Raw genomic sequence first — 18120 nt, 5'->3', positions numbered from 1 at the left:
AATATGAAAATTGGTCTTTTTATACCATGTTTTATGAATGAACTATATCCCGATATTTGTAAAGCTACATATAAACTACTAAAAAATCAAGGTTTAAACATTGATTATCCATTAAGTCAAACTTGCTGTGGACAACCTATGGCAAACTCTGGCTGTGCAAAAGATATAAAAATTCTCGCAATAAATTTTGTAGAAACATTTAAAGAGTATGACTATATTGTTGCTCCTAGTGGCTCTTGTGTTACTATGGTAAAAGAACATTATGCTGAATTTTTTAATGATGACAATGATTACAATAAAGTAAAAGCTTCTATTTATGAAGTATGTGAATTTTTACACGATATTATAAAAATTGAAAATATAAAATTTGATCACTCTTTCCCTTACAAAGTTGGAGTACACAATTCATGTCATGGGCATAGAGTTTTAAAACTTGCAACTGCTAGTGAGTTAAATATTCCATACGATTCAAAATTAAAAAATCTTTTAAATAAAGTAAATGACATTGAATTAGTAACTTTAAAAAGAGAAGATGAGTGCTGTGGATTCGGTGGAACATTTAGTGTTGCAGAAGAAGCAATTTCAGTTGCAATGGGAAAAGATAGAATAAAAGACCATTTAGATTCTAATGCACAAATAATTACAGGTGCTGATATGTCATGTCTTATGCACATGGATGGAATCATAAATAGAGATAAAAATCCAATCAAAGTTATGCATATTGTTGAAATTCTAGCAGGAGTTAGACCATGAGCACAAATCACAACCACTCAGATAATGCAACAAAATTTGTAGCAAATGATGAAAGAATGCATTGGCATGACCAAGCATTATGGTTTGTAAGAGAAAAAAGAGATAGAGCTAGTAAATCTATTCCTGAATGGGAAAATTTACGAGAGTATGCAAATCAAATCAAAACTCATACGATGGCAAATTTAGATAAATATCTATTAGAATTTGAAAAAAATGCAACAGAAAAAGGAATAACAGTTCACTTCGCTTGTGATGCAAAAGAACATAATGAAATAGTACATAAAATTTTAAGTGAAAATAACGTAAAAAAACTTGTTAAATCAAAATCAATGTTAACAGAAGAGTGTCACTTAAATCCTTATTTAGAAAGTAGGGGAATTGAAGTTATTGATACAGACTTAGGTGAAAGAATAGTTCAACTAAGACATGAACCACCTTCTCATATAGTTCTTCCTGCAATTCACCTAAAAAAATCTGATGTTTCAGATACTTTCCATGAAAAATTAGGTACTGAAAAAGGAAACTATGACCCAACTTATCTTACACGTGCTGCAAGGGCTGCACTTAGAGAAGACTTTTTAACAGCTGATGCTGGATTAACAGGAGTTAATTTTGCAATTGCACAAACAGGTGGTGTTGTAGTTTGTACAAATGAAGGAAATGCAGATATGGGAGCTAGTGTTCCTAAACTTCATATTGCTTCAATGGGAATTGAAAAAATTATTCCTAGACTTGAAGATTTAAGTGTATTTACAAGATTATTAGCACGTAGTGCAACGGGACAACCAATTACTTCATATACTTCACATTTTCATGGAAGTGTCGAAGGTGGAAAGATGCATGTTATTATCGTTGATAATAAAAGAAGTCAATTCTTGAGTTCTCAAAAAAATAAAAAAGCATTAAATTGTATTAGATGTGGTGCTTGTATGAATACTTGTCCAGTTTATAGAAGAAGTGGTGGTCACTCTTATGAGTATGTAATACCAGGACCAATTGGTTCTATTTTAGGAAGTGCTAGACATCCAGAAGCTCACAATAGTTTACCATTTGCCTGTACATTATGCGGGTCTTGTACAAATGTTTGTCCAGTTAAAATAGATTTAGATTCACAACTTTATAGTTTAAGACAAGATTTAGGAGAAGCTGATTTAATTGACAGCAAAAAGAAAATGGCTATGAAAGTAACCACTTGGCTTATGAGTAAACCTATATTATTTGATTTTCTTGGAAAAACAGCAAGATTTATTGTTCCAAAACTTCCAAATTCTATAATTTATAATAAAGCAAATGCGTGGGGAAAACAAAGAGACTTACCAAAATTCCCTAAAAAAAGTTTCAAAGAGATGTTTAAAGATGGAGATTTAGATGACTAGTAAAGAAAAAATTTTAAATTCTATTAGAGAAAATAATATTGTAAAAGATGTAAAACTTCCTTCTTATGAAAATTTTGGAATAAAATTTGATAATAAATTTGAAACATTTTCTACAATGCTCGAAAGTGTTGGTGGTAAAGCTTTAGTTATTGAAAAAGAAGATTTAGATAAAACAATAAAAGAGTTATATCCAGATGAAAAAGTTATTGCTTCAAACGTAAATTTTTGTAGTTCAGGAAATTTTGATTCAAATTCACAAGATGATGCTCATAATCTAAAAGATATTGATTTAGCTATTGTAAAAGGTAATTTTGCAGTTGCAGAAAATGGTGCAATTTGGATGAAAGATGAATCAAATAGACATAGATCTTTATATTTTATTGCACAAAATATTGTTATTGTAATAGATGAAGATGAAATAGTAAACAATATGCATGAAGCGTATGAAAAACTTAGTTTTGAAAAAGCTGGTTTTGGAGTATTTATTTCTGGACCTTCAAAAACTGCTGATATTGAACAATCGCTTGTTATTGGAGCACACGGTCCAAAATCAGGATATGTGATTTTTATCAAATCTTGATATAATTGCTAAATAGGAGAAATAATGAGATATTTTTTACTATTTAGCATACTTTTTTTTAATATATTATATGCAAGTCAAAATAAAGAAGTTTTATTAATTCATTCATATCATAAAGGATATGCTTGGACAGATGATATATCAAAAGCTATTGAAAAAAACTTTTCAAAATATAAAGATGTTGAACTAACAACTGTTTATATGGATACAAAAAGAATAGATGATTCTTCTTATCTAGATAACTTAGCAAAATTATATAAAGAACAATTTTCTGATCGTAAATTTGATTTAATAATAATTAGCGATAATAATGCTTTTGATTTTATATCCAAATATTATAATTTTTTGTTCAAAGATGCTCCTGTTCTATTTTGTGGAATAAATAACTACAATAAAACAATACTAGATAAATTACCTCTCAAAGAAGTTTCAGGAGTTGCAGAAGAAGTTGATATTGAAAAAAACTTTGAACTAATCTCAAAATTACATCCAAATTTAAAAAACCTTTTAATCATAAATGATAAATCTATAACTGGTTTAGCTGTAAAAAAAGATTTAAATCCGATAATTGAAAAATATTCAAAAAAATTCAATATAGAATATACAGATAATTTAGAAATAACTGATTTAAAAAATAAAGTATCAAACCTTGAAAAAAAAGATAGTGCAATTTTGTTTGTACTTTTATTTAAAGATACAACAGGAAAATATTTTACATATAAACAAAGTTTTGAAGAAGTGAAAGCAGTAAGTAAAGTACCAATTTATGGTCTTTGGGATTTTTATTTAAATAGTGGAATGGTTGGAGGGTTATTAACTTCAGCAATTGCACAAGGAGATACTGTATCTAAAATGGCAATAGATGTGCTTAATGGAAAAGATATAAAAAATATTCCTATCATAGAAAAATCTCCAAATCTTTATATGTTTGATTATAATGAACTAAAAAAGTTTAAGCTTGATGTTTCAGATTATATTGAAAATCCTATAATTATCAATGAACCTAGCTCAATATATAAAGAACATAAAAACTTTTTTATTATCACAATTCTTACAATTTCACTTTTAACTGCAATAGTTGTAATTTTAAAAGTTAATATCCAAAGAAGAGAAAAACTCGAACGTGAACTTTCAAATAGAATAGAGTTTGATAAAGTACTTTTAGATACCATTCCTAATGCCATTTATTATAAAAATGTTGATGGTCACTTTTTAGGCTGTAATACAGCTTTTGCATCTTTAGTGAGTTCTACAAAAGAAGAAATTATAGGAAAAACAGCTTTTGACTTTTTCCCAACAGAAATTGCCACAATAAATACACAAATTGATAAAGAAGTATTAAAAACTTTTAATACAATTAGTTTTGAATTTACTTTTTACACTTTATCAAATGAGATGAAACATATCGTTTTAAATAAAGCAGCATATAAAAACATAGATGGAACTATTGGTGGAATTGTTTGTATTATGGACGATATGACCGAAAGAACGCAACAAAGACAATTTTTAATCCAACAAAGTAAATTGGCTGAGATGGGAGATATGATTGCAGCGATTGCGCATCAATGGAATGAGCCTTTAGTTGAATTATCTGCACTTGTTCAAGATATTGAAACATCTTATTTGCTAAATGAATTAAAAGATAATGATGTAAAAAATTTTGTTAATGATTCTATGATTCAAATAAAATATATGTCTAAAACTTTAAGTGATTTTAGAAATTTTCTAAAACCTTCAACAAAAAAAGTCCTTTTTTCAATTTCAAAAGCCTTAAATGAAATAAATGAAATTATAGGGAAACAAGTTTTTTATTCAAATATAAATATGAATTTTAACTATAAAAATAAAAATGAAGAACTTCTAATTTATGGATATGAGAACGAATTCAAACAAGTTTTACTAAACATTATAAATAATGCAAAAAATAAAATTGTTGAAAAGAATCTTCCTTTAAATAAAAAAGGAGAAATAAACATAAACATTCAAAGATGTGAAAATTGTAATATGATAGAAATTATTGATGATGCTGGAGCAATTGATGAAAAAATCATAAATTCAATTTTCGAACCTTATTTTACAACAAAAGAAAATGGAATGGGTTTAGGTCTTTATATGGCAAAAATAATTATTGAAGATAAAATGAAAGGCACTATTAGTGTTCGAAATGATAAAAATTGTGTTATTTTTACAATAAAACTTCCGTTTAAAAAGGCTTAAAATGAAAATCTTACTTTTAGAAGACAACCAAAAGTTAAATGAAACTATCACTAAAAGATTAAAAATGAAAAACTACAATGTAATATCTTTTACAGATGGAGCAGAAGCTTATGAAAAAATAACAGAAGGTTTTTCATGTTTTATATTAGATATCAATGTTCCAAATGTTGATGGAATAAATATTTTAAAAAAAATTAGAGAGTTTTATGAAATTGTTCCAGTTATTATAATAAGTGCAAGTGTTGAACTAGATATCATAAAACAATCTTACGATTTTGGCTGTAATGATTATTTGAAAAAGCCTTTTTTTATAGATGAATTAGAGATAAAAATAGAAAAACTCTGTCAAATAAAAAATGATAAAATCTATTTTGATGAAAACTCATATTTTGACTTTATCTCTGCAACAATAACTATAAATGATGAAGAAATAAGATTAACAAAAAAAGAGAAACTTCTTATGAATCTATTTCTTAGTAAAAAAAATCAAGTTATTACTTACGAAACAATAGAGAACTATGTTTGGGAAGGAAACTTTGTAACATTAGAATCTATAAGAAGTTTAATAAGAAGGCTAAGAAAAATCTTAGACAAAGAGTTTATTCAAACAGTTATTGATACAGGCTATATTTTTAAAAATATTTAGTTCTTTCTTCTATTTTAAGCTATTAAAAATCATATAAATCTCATATCATTTTATTAATATCCTTGTAATTATTTTAATTAAGGAGGTTTATATGCAAACTTGGCAACAAGTATATGCACCAATTGGAGGAAGTTTAGGTTTATCTGCACTTGTAGCACTAATTCCTATCGTTTTTTTCTTTTTGGCGCTTGCTGTATTTAGAATGAAAGGTCACTATGCAGCAATCATCACATTAGCATTATCGATGATTGTAGCAGTTTTTGGATTTGAAATGCCAGTTAATATGGTATTTGCATCTGCTGAATATGGTTTCTTATTCGGTTTATGGCCAATCGCTTGGATTATTGTCGCATCAGTATTCTTATACAAATTAACTGTAAAAAGTGGACAATTTGAAATTATTAGAAATTCAATTATTTCAATAACTGAAGATCAAAGAATTCAAGTTATCTTAATTGGTTTCTCATTTGGTGCTTTTTTAGAAGGTGCTGCTGGTTTTGGTGCACCTGTTGCAATTACAGCTGCAATTTTAGTAGGACTTGGATTTAAACCATTATATGCAGCTGGATTATGTCTTATTGCAAATACAGCACCTGTTGCTTTTGGAGCACTTGGAGTTCCAATTATTGTTGCAGGACAAGTAACTTCAATTGATGCTTTTACAATTGGAGCAATGGCAGGTAGACAGTTACCACTATTATCTTTAATTATTCCTTTATGGTTAGTTGCAATAATGGATGGATGGAAAGGTATAAAAGAAGTTTGGCCAGCAGCTTTAGTTGCAGGTGCAAGTTTTGCTATTTCTCAATATTTCACATCAAACTTTATAGGTCCAGAATTACCAGATGTTACTTCTGCTATAGTTTCTATTGTTTCAACAACAATCTTTTTAAAATACTGGAAACCAAAAAATATTATGAAAACAGTAGAATTAGATGAGGTTGTTTCATCATCACATACAAGTGCTCAAGTATTTAAAGCATGGTCTCCATTTATTATTCTTTCTGTAATGGTTACAATTTGGACAACAGGTTGGTTTAAAGCTTTTTTTGCAAAAGGTCAAGTTTTAGCAAGTACTATTTTCAAATTTGAATTCTCTGCTATTCATAATATGATTTTCAAAATGCCTCCAATTACTAGTGCACCAAAGTCTTTTGATGTTGTATATACATTTAATCCTATTTCAGCAACAGGTACAGCTATTTTCTTAACAGCTATTATCACTTTATTTATTTTTAGATTAAATATATCAACAGCTACAAAAACAATGGGTGAAACACTATTTGAATTAAAATGGGCTATCGTATCAATTGGTATGGTTCTTGGTTTCGCATTTGTAATGAACTATTCAGGTATGTCTTCAACTATGGCATTAGTTTTAGCAAATACAGGTTTCTTATTCCCATTTTTCTCTCCGTTTCTTGGATGGCTTGGAGTATTCTTAACAGGTTCAGATACTTCATCAAATGCACTTTTCTGCGGATTACAACAACAAACTGCTCAACAATTAGGGCTTAATGAAACATTGATGGTTGCAGCAAATACAACTGGTGGGGTTTGTGGAAAAATGATCTCTCCTCAATCAATTTCTATTGCTTGTGCATCAACAGGAATTGTTGGAAAAGAGTCTGATTTATTTAGATTTACAGTTAAACATAGTTTAATTCTTGTAGTAATTATGGGACTTATAACTATGACTCAAGCTTACGTTTTAACATGGATGATTCCATAACTATATATTAATTTTATTTAGGTATTTTTCCTAAATAAAATTATTCTTTTATAAATATCATATTATTATCATTTCGTAAAGTTAAAATTTATATTTTATGAATCCTAGGAGAACTAATATGTTAGAAAGTCGTTACCAAAAATTTTTTGATGAAATTTCATTAAAAATCTCAAAAGATAAAATCTTCACAGATAAACTTCACACTTTAGCTTATGGAACTGATGCTTCATTTTATAGATTAATTCCAAAGATTGTAATCAAAACTGATAATTCTAAAGAGGTTCAAGACATTATTGAACTTGCAAACTCTATGAATTTAAGTATCACTTTTAGAGCAGGTGGAACTTCACTTTCAGGGCAAGCAATTAGTGATTCTATTTTAGTTATAACTTCAAGAAACTTCTCAAACTTTAAAATAGCTCCAGATGCTAGTACAATCAGTCTTGAACCTGCCCTTACAGGTGCTCAAGCAAATGGATTACTTGCACGTTATTCTAAAAAAATAGGTCCAGATCCAGCAAGTATAAATGCAGCTATGATTGGTGGAATTGCTGCAAATAATGCTTCAGGAATGTGTTGTGGAATTTCACAAAACTCATACAAAACTCTGAAATCTATGAAACTAATTTTTGCAGATGGTTCAAAACTTGATACAGCAGATGAAAATAGCAAAGATGAATTTAGAAAAACTCATGGAGATTTCTTAAAAGATTTAAAAAGCTTTTCAGATGAGACAAAATCAAATGAAGAGTTAAGAGCAAAAATAGAGAAAAAATTTAAAATTAAAAATACATGTGGTTACTCAATAAATGCACTGATTGATTTTGAAGATGAGTTTGAAATTCTTCAACACTTAATCATAGGAAGTGAAGGAACTTTAGCATTTATTGAAGAGATAACTTACTATACAGTTGAAGATTTAAAAGATAAAGCAAGTGCACTTATTTACTTTAAAGATATGAATGAAGCTTGTCATGCGGTTACAAAACTAAAACTTGCTCGTGATTCAAAACAAATTGTTGTTGATGCAGTTGAACTTATGGATAGAGCAGCTTTAAAAAGTATTGAACAAGATCCAGCTATGCCAAAATTTATCAAAGATTTTGATGAAAATGTAACTGCACTTTTAATAGAAACTAGAGCAATAAGTGATGAAAAACTAAATACTCAAATAGAACAAATTGAAGAACTTTTAAAAGAGTTTAGTGTTGTAAGAGATTTATATTTTACAAAAGATGAACAAGAATATACACTTTATTGGAAAATTAGAAAAGGATTATTTCCTGCTGTTGGAGCTGTAAGAGTTACAGGAACGACTGTTATTATTGAAGATGTTGCTTATCCAATTGAAGTTTTAGCTGAAGCTACGTTAGAACTTCAAGGATTATTCCAAAAATATGGTTACTCTGAAGCTTTAATCTTTGGTCACGCTTTAGAAGGAAATTTCCACTTTGTATTTACTCAAGATTTTTCAGATATAAAAGAAGTAAAAAGATATGATGATTTGATGAATGAAGTTGTTAATTCAGTTGCTCTTAAATACCAAGGGAGCTTAAAAGCTGAACATGGAACTGGAAGAAACATGGCTGCATTTATTGAAGTAGAGTGGGGTAAAGAAGCTTATACCATAATGAAAAAAATCAAATCATTATTTGATCCAAAAGGTTTATTAAATCCAGGGGTAATTATAAATGATGATAAAGAAGCCCACTTAAAAAATCTTAAAACACTTCCAGCTACAAATGAAATTGTTGATAAATGTATTGAGTGTGGTTTTTGTGAACCAACATGTCCTTCAAATGAATTAACTCTAACACCAAGACAAAGAATTGTAATAAATAGAGAGATTTCAAGACTAGAAAGTATTGGAAATCATAAAGAGGCAAAAGAGTATAAAAAACTTTATCAATATGATGGAATAGAGACTTGTGCAACTTGTAGTTTATGTTCAAGCGCATGTCCAGTTAAAATAGATACTGGAAGTTTAACAAAACATTTAAGAGCTGAACAATTAACTAACGGGGCTATTTCTATTTCTAATTTTGTTGCAAATAATTTTAGTGGAACATTAAAAGGTATAAGATTTGGTCTTCATAGTGCAAACTTTATGCACAAAGTTTTAGGAACTCCAAGTATGGAAGTATTTACTAAAACTATGAGAGATTTAAGTAGAAAGAGTTTCCCTAAATGGTCAACATATATGCCAAAAGGTACAAATGTTGATTTAAATTTTGAACAACAAGTAAAAGATAAAAAAGTTGTATATTTCCCATCATGTATTAGTAGAACTATGGGATTAAATGATATGTCAAAAGAAGAAAAACAACTTTTTGAGGTAACAACTGAACTTTTACAAAAAGCTGGTTACCAAATCATCTTCCCACAAAACTTATCAAATCTTTGTTGTGGAATGCCTTTTAGTTCAAAAGGATTTAATGATGCAGCACATACAAAATCAAGTGAGTTAGAAGAAGCACTTTTAAATGCAAGTGAATTTGGAGAGTATCCAATTTTATGTGATACAAGTCCATGTACTAAAAAAATGATGGAGAGTTTCTCTCATAAATTATCGATTTATGAACCAATAGATTTTGCTTTAACTTTCCTAACAAAAGATTTAGAGTTTACTCCAATAGATGAAGCAATTACTATTCATACAACTTGTAGTTCAAGAAAAATGGGACTTGAAGAGAAGTTCAAAAAACTAGCACTTTTATGTTCAACAAATGTAATAATTCCTGCTGATGTAAAATGTTGTGGATTTGCAGGTGATAGAGGATTTAATTTCCCAGAATTAAATGATTCAGCGCTTAGATATTTAAAAGAGCAAACAAATGGTGCTAAAATGGCATTTTCTACAAGTAAAACTTGTGAAATAGGATTGAGTGAAAAATCTGGGCTTGATTATAACTCTATTTTTTATCTAATAAATAGAGTTACAAAAGAAAGGAGTTAAAAATCTTTATTCCTTTCAAACTTGATATTTACATTTTTTTTGGTAAAATATCTACTTTATTAAAAAAGGAATAAAAATGCACAAACTTTTATTATCACTACTTTTAGGTTCAACTCTTAGCTTTGCTTCAATGGTAAATGGTGTAGCAATACTAGTAAATGAAGAACCTATTACACTTTATGACATAGAAAGAACTATGGTTGTAAACAAAATACCTAAAAATGAAGCCGTTAGTTATCTAATAGACAAAATTTTGTACGACCAATTAGTTCAAGAGTATAATATCACAGCTGATATTTTTGAAATAAATGATTATATTGAGAAACTTGCAAACTCAAATGGTATGGATATTTATGCTTTCAAAGCTATTATAAAACAAGAATATCCTGATTATTCTGTTTTTGAGAATGAAGCAAAAAATACTGTAATTAGACAAAAACTTGTTCAAAAACTTGTAAAAGGTCAATTAGCAATTGCAACTGATGAAGATATGCAATTATATTATGAAAAAAATCAAAATAAATACCTTACTGCAAAAACTTTTGATGTAACACAATATAGTTCTACAAGTAAAGAATCTTTAGTAGAAGTTGCAAAAAATCCAATAATTATTCCGAGTAATGTTCAAAGAACTTCTCTAAAATTAAATACAGCAGAAATTCAAGCTCAGTTACAATATTTGTTAAATGGTACAAAAGTAAATTCATTTACACCAATATTTACAGCTAACAAACAGTATATAACTTTCTTCGTAACAAAAAAAGAGGGAACTGCACCTTTAGCTTACGAAAGTGTAAAAGCTAGAATTTTTAACGATATTATGATGAATAGAGAACAAAAATATCTTAAAGACTATTTTGAAAAACAAAAATTAACAGCAGATATAAAAGTAATTAGATAAAAAAGGGTATAGATGTCAAGTATGTTTGAAGTAATAATTGGTTTAGAAGTTCACGCACAACTAAATACAAAAAGTAAACTATTTTGTTCTTGTGCAACAAGTTTTGGTGAAAAACCAAATACAAATGTTTGTCCAACATGTTTAGGATTACCTGGAGCACTACCAGTTTTAAATAAAGAAGCTGTTCATAAAGCTATTATGCTTGGAACTGCTTTAAAATCAAAAATCAACCAAAAATCAATTTTTAATAGAAAAAATTACTTTTATCCAGATTTACCAAGTGGTTATCAAATATCTCAATTTGAGGTACCAGTTGTTGGTCTTGGAGAATTGACTATTGATTTTCCAGATGGAAGACAAAAAACTATTGGTGTTACAAGAGCACATTTAGAGAATGATGCTGGAAAAAATATTCATAGTGGAAATGTTTCTCAAGTTGATTTAAATAGAGCGGGAACTCCTTTGCTTGAAATAGTAAGTGAACCTGATATGAGAAGTGCAGAAGAAGCTATTTTATATCTTAAAAAACTTCATTCAATAGTAAGATATTTAGGTATTAGTGATGCTAATATGCAAGAGGGAAGTTTTAGATGTGACGTGAATGTTTCTATTCGACCAAAAGGTGATACAAACTTATATACACGATGTGAAATCAAAAATATGAACTCATTTAGATTTATTGAAAAAGCTATTCATTATGAAGTAAATAGACATATTGAAGCTTGGGAAGATGGTGTTCACTCAACTGAAATTGTTCAAGAAACTAGACTTTTTGATCCAAATACTGGTGAAACAAGAAGTATGAGAGGAAAAGAAGATGCGGCTGATTATAGATATTTTCCAGACCCAGATTTACTTCCTTTAATCATCACAAATGAGATGATAAGTGAATATTCAAAAATTCCTGAACTTCCAGATGAGAAAAAAGATAGATTTGTAAAAGAGTATGGAATAAAAGAGTACGATGCTTCTGTTATTACATCATCGCTTGAAATGGCAAACTACTTTGATGAGATGATGAAAGAAGGAATTAGTGCTAAAAATGCAACTACTTGGCTAACTGTTGAATTACAAGGAAGATTAAAAGAGGGTGTTACTATTGAACAATCTCCTATTACTTCAAAAACTTTAGCAACTATTGTAAAAAGAATTGAAGATAATACAATCTCTGGAAAAGCAGCAAAAGAAGTTTTAGATTATTTAATGGAAAATAGCTCAAGTGTTGATGAAGCTATTGAGAAATTAGGTTTAAAACAAGTAAGTGATGATGGAGCTTTATTAGCTATTATTGATGAAATTTTAAATGCAAATCAAGACAAAGTAGCTGAGTATAAAGCTGGTAAAGAAAAAATGTTTGCATTTTTTGTTGGGCAAACAATGAAAGCTTCTAAAGGTACAGCAAATCCAAACAGAGTAAATGATTTGTTAAAAGAAAGATTATCTTAAAATGCAAAATAATTCTATTGCAGTTATTGGTGCAGGAAAATGGGGACAAGCGCTTCATTTTGCACTAAACCAAAAACAAAAATGTTATATAACTTCAAGAACTAAAAGAGAACTTGACAATTTTGTTGATTTAGAAACTGCAATGGATTGTGAGTATTTAGTTATTGCTATTCCAGCACAAGAGATAAGAACTTGGTTAAAAGAGAACTTTGTATTTAAAGGACAAAAAATACTTGTTGCCTCAAAAGGAATAGAAGCCTCAAGTGGTGAGTTTTTAAATGAAATTTATGCCTCATTTGTTCCAGATGAAAACATAGGATTTATATCTGGTCCCTCATTTGCAGCTGAAGTGATAAAAGGGTTACCTTGTGCATTGGTAATAAACTCTACATCAAAAAATTTATATGACTTATTTCAACCATTTTTCCCTAATTTTATCAAAACTTATTATAGTAAAGATGTTATAGGAGCTGAAATAGCAGGAGCATATAAAAATGTTTTAGCAATTGCAAGTGGAATTTGTGAAGGATTACAACTTGGTAAAAATGCCCAAGCTTCACTAATTGCAAGAGGACTTGTAGAAATGCAAAGATTTGGAAAATATTTTGGTGCTAAAAAATCATCTTTTTTAGGATTAAGTGGAGCTGGTGATCTATTTTTAACTGCAAACTCTACAATGAGTAGAAACTTTAGAGTAGGGCTTGGACTATCACAAAATAAAAAATTAGAAGATATTTTAGAAGAACTAGGAGAAGTTGCAGAAGGTGTGAAAACTGCTGATGCAATCGATAAACTTTCAAAAAAATATAAAATCTACACACCAATAGCAAATGAGGTAAAACTCATACTAAATGGTAAAAATCCTAAAGATAGTTTAAAAGATTTACTTAAAAATTAATCTATCTTTTTTTATGGTTATCTCCCCAAAGATAAAGCTGTTTTATAATTGGTTTTAAACTTTTTCCATATTCAGTTAAAGAATACTCAACTTTTGGAGGAACAACTGGATAAACTTCTCTATGAACTATTCCATCATTTTCTAACTCTCTTAGTTTTTGTATTAACATCTTTTGAGTAGCTTTTGGTAATAATTTTTGTAATTCATTAAATCTTTTTTTCTCATCTTTTAAATACCAAATTATCAATATCTTCCACTTTCCTGCTAATACATCAAGAGCCGTTTCTACAGGGCATTTAAACTCAGTATCTATATTATCTTGGTTTATTTTTTTAGTCATATTTTACTCCAAAAGTATCTTTTTAGTAAGTACATTTCTTAAAAGATAGTTCTTGCTATTATAAATCATTTTAGCTAAAGTTTCATACAAAGTAAAACAAAGGAGAGATTGTGAAAGCTTTCGTAGTTGATAAAATATCAGATGATAAATTTATTTGTGATGTGAGAGATATAGCTAAACCAAAATGTGAAAAAGATGAAATCATTATAAAGGCTACTTATTCTTGCTTAAATTATAAAGATGCATTAAGTTCAATCGGACATCCTGGAGTTTCAAGAAATTTTCCTCATATTACAGGAGTTGATGTAGCGGGAACAGTTTTTGAATCAAATTCTTCAATATTTAAAGTTGGTGAAAGAGTCGTAGTTACTGGCTATGATTTAGGAATGAATAGTGATGGTGGACATAGTGAATATGTAAAAGTTAAAGCTTCTTGGGTAGCTAGAATTCCTGATTCTATTAGTGATAAAGACATAATGATATATGGAACAGCAGGGCTTACAGCTGCACTTAGCATAAATGAACTAATATTAAATGATATAACACCAGAATCAGGAGATATTTTAGTAACAGGAGCAACAGGAGGAGTAGGTTCTATTGCTGTATCTATACTAAATAAATTGGGTTACAATGTAGTTGCACTTTCAGGAAAAAAAGAAAAAGCTAACTACTTAAAAAGCATTGGTGCAAATGAAGTAATTTTTAGAGATGAATTTCTTGAAAATATCAAAAAACCATTATTAAAAGAAAAATATGCTGGTATTGTGGATACTGTTGGTGGAGATATTCTTGCTCAAGCACTAAAACAAGTAAAATATGATGGAGTGGTTACTTGTTGTGGTCTTACAGCATCTTATGAGCTAAATACAAATGTTTATCCATTTATTTTAAGAGGTGTTAGATTAATAGGTATCGATTCAGTTGAATGCAAACTGTCAAAAAAACAACTAATTTGGGAAAAACTTGCAGCTAGTTGGAAAATAGATAACTTAAAAGAGATTACAACGGAAATTACTTTAAATGAAATAAAAGAAGTTTGTCAAAAACTACTTTCAGGAGAAGTAACTGGAAGATATGTAGTAAAAATAGAATCGTAGATTATTTAATCTACTTCTATTTCACCATTTTCAACTTGTTGACTGTAAGTTGTTTCATTTCCATTTTTTAAGATTCTTGCTTGTTCAACCCATTGGTTATTTCTTACATGGAATGGTAACTCTAAAAAGCTTTCTATCCATTCTACATTTTTATTTGTCCAATTTGATATTTGTTCGTAATGGAAAATTCCTAAACTGTATAAGTTTTTCTCAATTTGAGAATTAATTCCTTTTATTTTCTTGAAATTATCTATTTTACTAGATGAACTCAAAACCATTGGTTTATAATCTAAAGATGAACTTTTATTAAAAATAGGATTTATTTTAAATCTTACTTTTTTATTTTCTACTTGTTCATCACTATCCGACTTAATAGTTTTAAAAGAATTGTTTCTTTTTCCTATTAAATAACCAATCAAAACTCCTATAATCAAAGCAATAACTAGATTAATAACTATAAATGGCACAATTTCAAACACTTACTACTCTCCTATAATAAATTCCACCCTACGATTAATTTCCGACAATCCATTTTCATCATCTTTTGCAATAGGAAATTCTTCTCCATAACCAATTGCTGTGATTCTAGATTCATTTACTCCATTGCTTACTAAAATATTTTTTACACTATTTGCTCTATCTTGAGAAATTTGTTTATTTAAAGCAGCTTCTCCTCTTGAATCTGTATGTCCTGCTACTTCAACTTTAAAATTTGGATTTTCATTTAAAATTTTCGCAATTTCATGAAGAGTATTTTGTGATTCTGTAGTAGGAATAGAACTTTTTCTTTCAAAACTTATTTTTTTATCTTTTAAAATATTGTTTATTAATAACTGAATATCAGATAATTTTAAAATTGTGCCAGTAGTTATATGTTCTTCGTTATTATTTTCATTTTGTTCATTATTTATTGGATTTTCTTCTGGAATAGAGATTTGTGTATTTAATGTGATGTTATTGCTTTTTTGTAAAATAATTGTATCGATTAGATTTTTATACATTTTATTTTTTAACTCACCAGAAAGTAATATTTCGTTGTTTACAACTGATATTTTTGAGTTATCTGCAAAAAAATCTTTAAATGGTACGATTAAAAGAAAAATTGTTTCTAATACTTGTTTATCAACTACAACATTGTTTTCATAAGTTAATGTACCTTCTTTATTTATTCCTAAGGCTTGAATAACATCTAGCACAATATTGTGATTTTCAAAAGTACCACTTAATTCAATAAGATTATCAATTTTTGTTATAGTAAAATCTGAAGGTTTATATTCTGTTTTATGAAAAAATTCAAAATTACTTTTATTTTCAAAAGAAAGATTATGACTTTTATCTTTAAAATATTCATCGTAATCGAAAGTGAAAATAGATATAAAATTTAAAAGTAAAAATATAAATAATAATAAAATAATCTTACCAAAAATTGACATTAGGAAAACCTCACAGTAAATTATTTTATTATATCATAATTATAAAAATTTTGTTAAAAATTATTTCAAAACTTCTATCCAAAAGTATTTATTTGCACTTCCTTTTTCTACAGGCTTCCATCCATAAGTTATAGAGTGCAAATATAAAATATTATTTAAAAGTTTAAAAGTTAACTCTTTATTTGAGTTTTCACCTAAAATTATTGAAAATATTACATAAATATGATTATCATCTTTATCTATTGTATAAGAAAAATTGTCTAAATTTTCTAACTCATTTTCTAAAAAATCTTTTACTCTTGAAATTGGCATTAATTATTCCTTTTTATTATATTTTTAAATCCCAGTTATCTGTAAAAATATGCTCTTCTAATTTTGCTTTTATGTTATCTGGAATTTTTATAGCTATTTTTGAATCAAAATCATAATGAATCAAAACTGTTTTTGAAGATGTACATAAAACACCTTTTTGATAAACTGCGTGTTTTAGCTCAAAAGATGAATTTCCTATCTTTGAAACAGCAGTTTTTACAATAACTTCATCACCCCAAAAAACTTCTTTTAAAAAGTCGTTTGAACTATGTGCCATAACTAAACACCATTTTTTTATATTTAAATTTGGTAAAAATAGCTTATATATTGGCTCCCTTGCTGCTTCAAACCAAACTCCATAAGTATTGTTATTTATATGTCCTAAAGCATCTGTTTCGCTAAATCTTGGCATTATATTTTGTGTTAACATTATTTCTCTCCAATCGAAAAATATAAATTTAATTTTTAATTTCTTCTTGTTTTAATATTAAATAATTAATAAAAGCTGAACATGAAACTACCATATATTTTGCTTCAGCAAATGAACTTTTAATTTCATTTCCATTAGAAGCATGTCTAATTCCATCAGAAGAAGAAGTCCAATTATAAAGTTTCATCATCCCACTTTGAAAATTTTCATCAATTTCAAAAGGAATATATTGAAAACATTTATTTAATGCCACATTTGTTTTTCCTGAAATTAAATTTACAATTGATTCTACTGCACTTATAGATTCTTTTATTGAGTTTTGATAATCAGGATTTTCTCTATCACTTAAAAGCTCTAAAGCTTTTGATAAATGCCCTTTTGCAGTAACATATTTAGATTCAAAAACTTCTTCAATTTCTTTTATTTCAACTTCATCGATAATTTGTACAATTAAGCCTTCTACAAATCTATATCCTGAATTCTCTTCCTCTAAAACTTCATTAATATCTTCACAAAAAGTTGAAAATTCTCTTTTAAATAATTCAGGTAAATATTCTACTAAATCATAGATTTCAAACCATTTTAACAAGAAATATTTATTTTTAATATCTTTTTTTAATTGTCTCCTATTCCTAGGTGGTTCTTCATGTGTTTTAAAGAAAGAATCATATAATTGTTTAATTTTATATATTTCTAAATTATCATTTAAATTTAAATCCTCTGAGTTATATTGAGTACTCAAACCATCAAGATATGTCATTTTTATATTATTCCATAATCTATTTCTCAAATCGTCATTTATAAATTCTACTTGTAAAGCATCTCTTGGATTTTTATAGCCATTTCTTTCAGAAAATTTCTTTCTCATTTCAATTCCTCCAAAAAGAGATTTTATGATTTTTATTTTTGTTAAGGTCAAGGCGGTGATTGGATTTTAGGGATGAGCTTACTGGTGTAAGTGAGTCCTTAAAATACGAGTGCCAACGCAGAGATTGGCAAAAAG

Annotated in this window: 17 protein-coding genes; 11 read left to right on the top strand and 6 right to left on the bottom strand. The window is 28.0% G+C overall.

Annotation, left to right across the window (positions count from 1 at the left end; translation table 11 throughout):
- The first annotated feature begins 3 nt into the window (after positions 1-3).
- The 10 genes from B0175_RS03870 to B0175_RS03825 all read left to right on the top strand — a co-directional run bounded on the left by B0175_RS03870 (position 4) and on the right by B0175_RS03825 (position 13505).
- Positions 4-753: a (Fe-S)-binding protein gene (locus tag B0175_RS03870; RefSeq protein ID WP_108527366.1), complete on the top strand. Its 750-nt coding sequence runs from the start codon at positions 4-6 to the stop codon at positions 751-753.
- A complete protein-coding gene (locus tag B0175_RS03865; RefSeq protein ID WP_108527365.1) occupies positions 750-2129 on the top strand; it encodes a lactate utilization protein B in 1380 nt (459 codons plus the stop codon). Before B0175_RS03870 ends, B0175_RS03865 begins: the two co-directional genes overlap by 4 nt.
- Entirely contained in the window at positions 2122-2709 is a 588-nt protein-coding gene (locus B0175_RS03860; protein ID WP_108527364.1) for a LutC/YkgG family protein, read from the top strand. Before B0175_RS03865 ends, B0175_RS03860 begins: the two co-directional genes overlap by 8 nt.
- Positions 2710-2733: 24 nt before the next feature.
- Positions 2734-4926 carry a sensor histidine kinase gene (locus B0175_RS03855; RefSeq protein ID WP_108527363.1) on the top strand — a complete coding sequence of 731 codons (2193 nt, stop codon included), beginning with the start codon at positions 2734-2736 and terminating at the stop codon, positions 4924-4926.
- Between the two features lies 1 nt (position 4927).
- Complete coding sequence (locus tag B0175_RS03850) at positions 4928-5572, top strand: response regulator transcription factor (protein WP_108527362.1); 645 nt, start codon at positions 4928-4930, stop codon at positions 5570-5572.
- Positions 5573-5663: 91 nt separating this feature from the next.
- Entirely contained in the window at positions 5664-7304 is a 1641-nt protein-coding gene (locus tag B0175_RS03845; RefSeq protein WP_108527361.1) for a lactate permease LctP family transporter, read from the top strand.
- A 118-nt stretch (positions 7305-7422) separates the two neighbouring features.
- Positions 7423-10260 carry an FAD-binding and (Fe-S)-binding domain-containing protein gene (locus B0175_RS03840; protein WP_108527360.1) on the top strand — a complete coding sequence of 946 codons (2838 nt, stop codon included), beginning with the start codon at positions 7423-7425 and terminating at the stop codon, positions 10258-10260.
- A 76-nt stretch (positions 10261-10336) separates the two neighbouring features.
- Positions 10337-11161, top strand: a complete 825-nt coding sequence (locus tag B0175_RS03835) for a peptidylprolyl isomerase (protein ID WP_108527359.1) — start codon at positions 10337-10339, stop codon at positions 11159-11161.
- Between the two features lie 21 nt (positions 11162-11182).
- Positions 11183-12607: an Asp-tRNA(Asn)/Glu-tRNA(Gln) amidotransferase subunit GatB gene (gene gatB, locus B0175_RS03830; RefSeq protein WP_108527471.1), complete on the top strand. Its 1425-nt coding sequence runs from the start codon at positions 11183-11185 to the stop codon at positions 12605-12607.
- Between the two features lies 1 nt (position 12608).
- Complete coding sequence (locus tag B0175_RS03825; protein WP_108527358.1) at positions 12609-13505, top strand: NAD(P)H-dependent glycerol-3-phosphate dehydrogenase; 897 nt, start codon at positions 12609-12611, stop codon at positions 13503-13505.
- Between the two features lies 1 nt (position 13506).
- Here the strand turns inward: B0175_RS03825 and B0175_RS03820 are convergent, their stop codons facing one another.
- Entirely contained in the window at positions 13507-13845 is a 339-nt protein-coding gene (locus tag B0175_RS03820) for a winged helix-turn-helix transcriptional regulator (RefSeq protein WP_020847130.1), read from the bottom strand.
- 110 nt (positions 13846-13955) lie between these two features.
- On the opposite strand from B0175_RS03820, the gene B0175_RS03815 reads away from it, so the two are divergent.
- A complete protein-coding gene (locus tag B0175_RS03815; RefSeq protein WP_108527357.1) occupies positions 13956-14942 on the top strand; it encodes a YhdH/YhfP family quinone oxidoreductase in 987 nt (328 codons plus the stop codon).
- Between the two features lie 5 nt (positions 14943-14947).
- On the opposite strand, the gene B0175_RS03810 is transcribed toward B0175_RS03815, so the two are convergent.
- From B0175_RS03810 to B0175_RS03790, 5 genes are read right to left on the bottom strand one after another with little or no spacing between them, the layout of a single operon-like run.
- Positions 14948-15421 carry a hypothetical protein gene (locus B0175_RS03810; RefSeq protein WP_108527356.1) on the bottom strand — a complete coding sequence of 158 codons (474 nt, stop codon included), beginning with the start codon at positions 15419-15421 and terminating at the stop codon, positions 14948-14950.
- A 3-nt stretch (positions 15422-15424) separates the two neighbouring features.
- The gene (locus tag B0175_RS03805; RefSeq protein ID WP_108527355.1) at positions 15425-16375 is read right to left on the bottom strand and encodes an OmpA family protein; all 951 of its coding nucleotides are present in this window, start codon (positions 16373-16375) and stop codon (positions 15425-15427) included.
- A 60-nt stretch (positions 16376-16435) separates the two neighbouring features.
- Positions 16436-16687 carry a hypothetical protein gene (locus B0175_RS03800; protein ID WP_108527354.1) on the bottom strand — a complete coding sequence of 84 codons (252 nt, stop codon included), beginning with the start codon at positions 16685-16687 and terminating at the stop codon, positions 16436-16438.
- A 16-nt stretch (positions 16688-16703) separates the two neighbouring features.
- The gene (locus tag B0175_RS03795) at positions 16704-17117 is read right to left on the bottom strand and encodes an acyl-CoA thioesterase (protein WP_108527353.1); all 414 of its coding nucleotides are present in this window, start codon (positions 17115-17117) and stop codon (positions 16704-16706) included.
- 28 nt (positions 17118-17145) lie between these two features.
- Positions 17146-17985 (bottom strand): AbiJ-NTD4 domain-containing protein, encoded by an 840-nt coding sequence (locus B0175_RS03790; protein ID WP_108527352.1) that lies wholly within the window; start codon positions 17983-17985, stop codon positions 17146-17148.
- Between the last annotated feature and the right edge of the window lie 135 nt (positions 17986-18120).

The sequence above is a fragment of the Arcobacter lacus genome (assembly GCF_003063295.1).
Lineage (GTDB): Bacteria > Campylobacterota > Campylobacteria > Campylobacterales > Arcobacteraceae > Aliarcobacter > Aliarcobacter lacus.
This window is presented reverse-complemented; position numbering and strand designations above follow the sequence as displayed.

Excerpts from the sequence above, each read along its gene's own strand:
- B0175_RS03870 (WP_108527366.1), top strand. The coding sequence starts at position 4 with ATGAAAATTGGTCTTTTTATACCATGTTTTATGAATGAACTATATCCC.
- B0175_RS03865 (WP_108527365.1), top strand. The coding sequence starts at position 750 with ATGAGCACAAATCACAACCACTCAGATAATGCAACAAAATTTGTAGCA.
- B0175_RS03860 (WP_108527364.1), top strand. The coding sequence starts at position 2,122 with ATGACTAGTAAAGAAAAAATTTTAAATTCTATTAGAGAAAATAATATT.
- B0175_RS03855 (WP_108527363.1), top strand. The coding sequence starts at position 2,734 with ATGAGATATTTTTTACTATTTAGCATACTTTTTTTTAATATATTATAT.
- B0175_RS03850 (WP_108527362.1), top strand. The coding sequence starts at position 4,928 with ATGAAAATCTTACTTTTAGAAGACAACCAAAAGTTAAATGAAACTATC.
- B0175_RS03845 (WP_108527361.1), top strand. The coding sequence starts at position 5,664 with ATGCAAACTTGGCAACAAGTATATGCACCAATTGGAGGAAGTTTAGGT.
- B0175_RS03840 (WP_108527360.1), top strand. The coding sequence starts at position 7,423 with ATGTTAGAAAGTCGTTACCAAAAATTTTTTGATGAAATTTCATTAAAA.
- B0175_RS03835 (WP_108527359.1), top strand. The coding sequence starts at position 10,337 with ATGCACAAACTTTTATTATCACTACTTTTAGGTTCAACTCTTAGCTTT.
- gatB (WP_108527471.1), top strand. The coding sequence starts at position 11,183 with ATGTTTGAAGTAATAATTGGTTTAGAAGTTCACGCACAACTAAATACA.
- B0175_RS03825 (WP_108527358.1), top strand. The coding sequence starts at position 12,609 with ATGCAAAATAATTCTATTGCAGTTATTGGTGCAGGAAAATGGGGACAA.
- B0175_RS03820 (WP_020847130.1), bottom strand. The coding sequence starts at position 13,845 with ATGACTAAAAAAATAAACCAAGATAATATAGATACTGAGTTTAAATGC.
- B0175_RS03805 (WP_108527355.1), bottom strand. The coding sequence starts at position 16,375 with ATGTCAATTTTTGGTAAGATTATTTTATTATTATTTATATTTTTACTT.
- B0175_RS03800 (WP_108527354.1), bottom strand. The coding sequence starts at position 16,687 with ATGCCAATTTCAAGAGTAAAAGATTTTTTAGAAAATGAGTTAGAAAAT.
- B0175_RS03795 (WP_108527353.1), bottom strand. The coding sequence starts at position 17,117 with ATGTTAACACAAAATATAATGCCAAGATTTAGCGAAACAGATGCTTTA.
- B0175_RS03790 (WP_108527352.1), bottom strand. The coding sequence starts at position 17,985 with ATGAGAAAGAAATTTTCTGAAAGAAATGGCTATAAAAATCCAAGAGAT.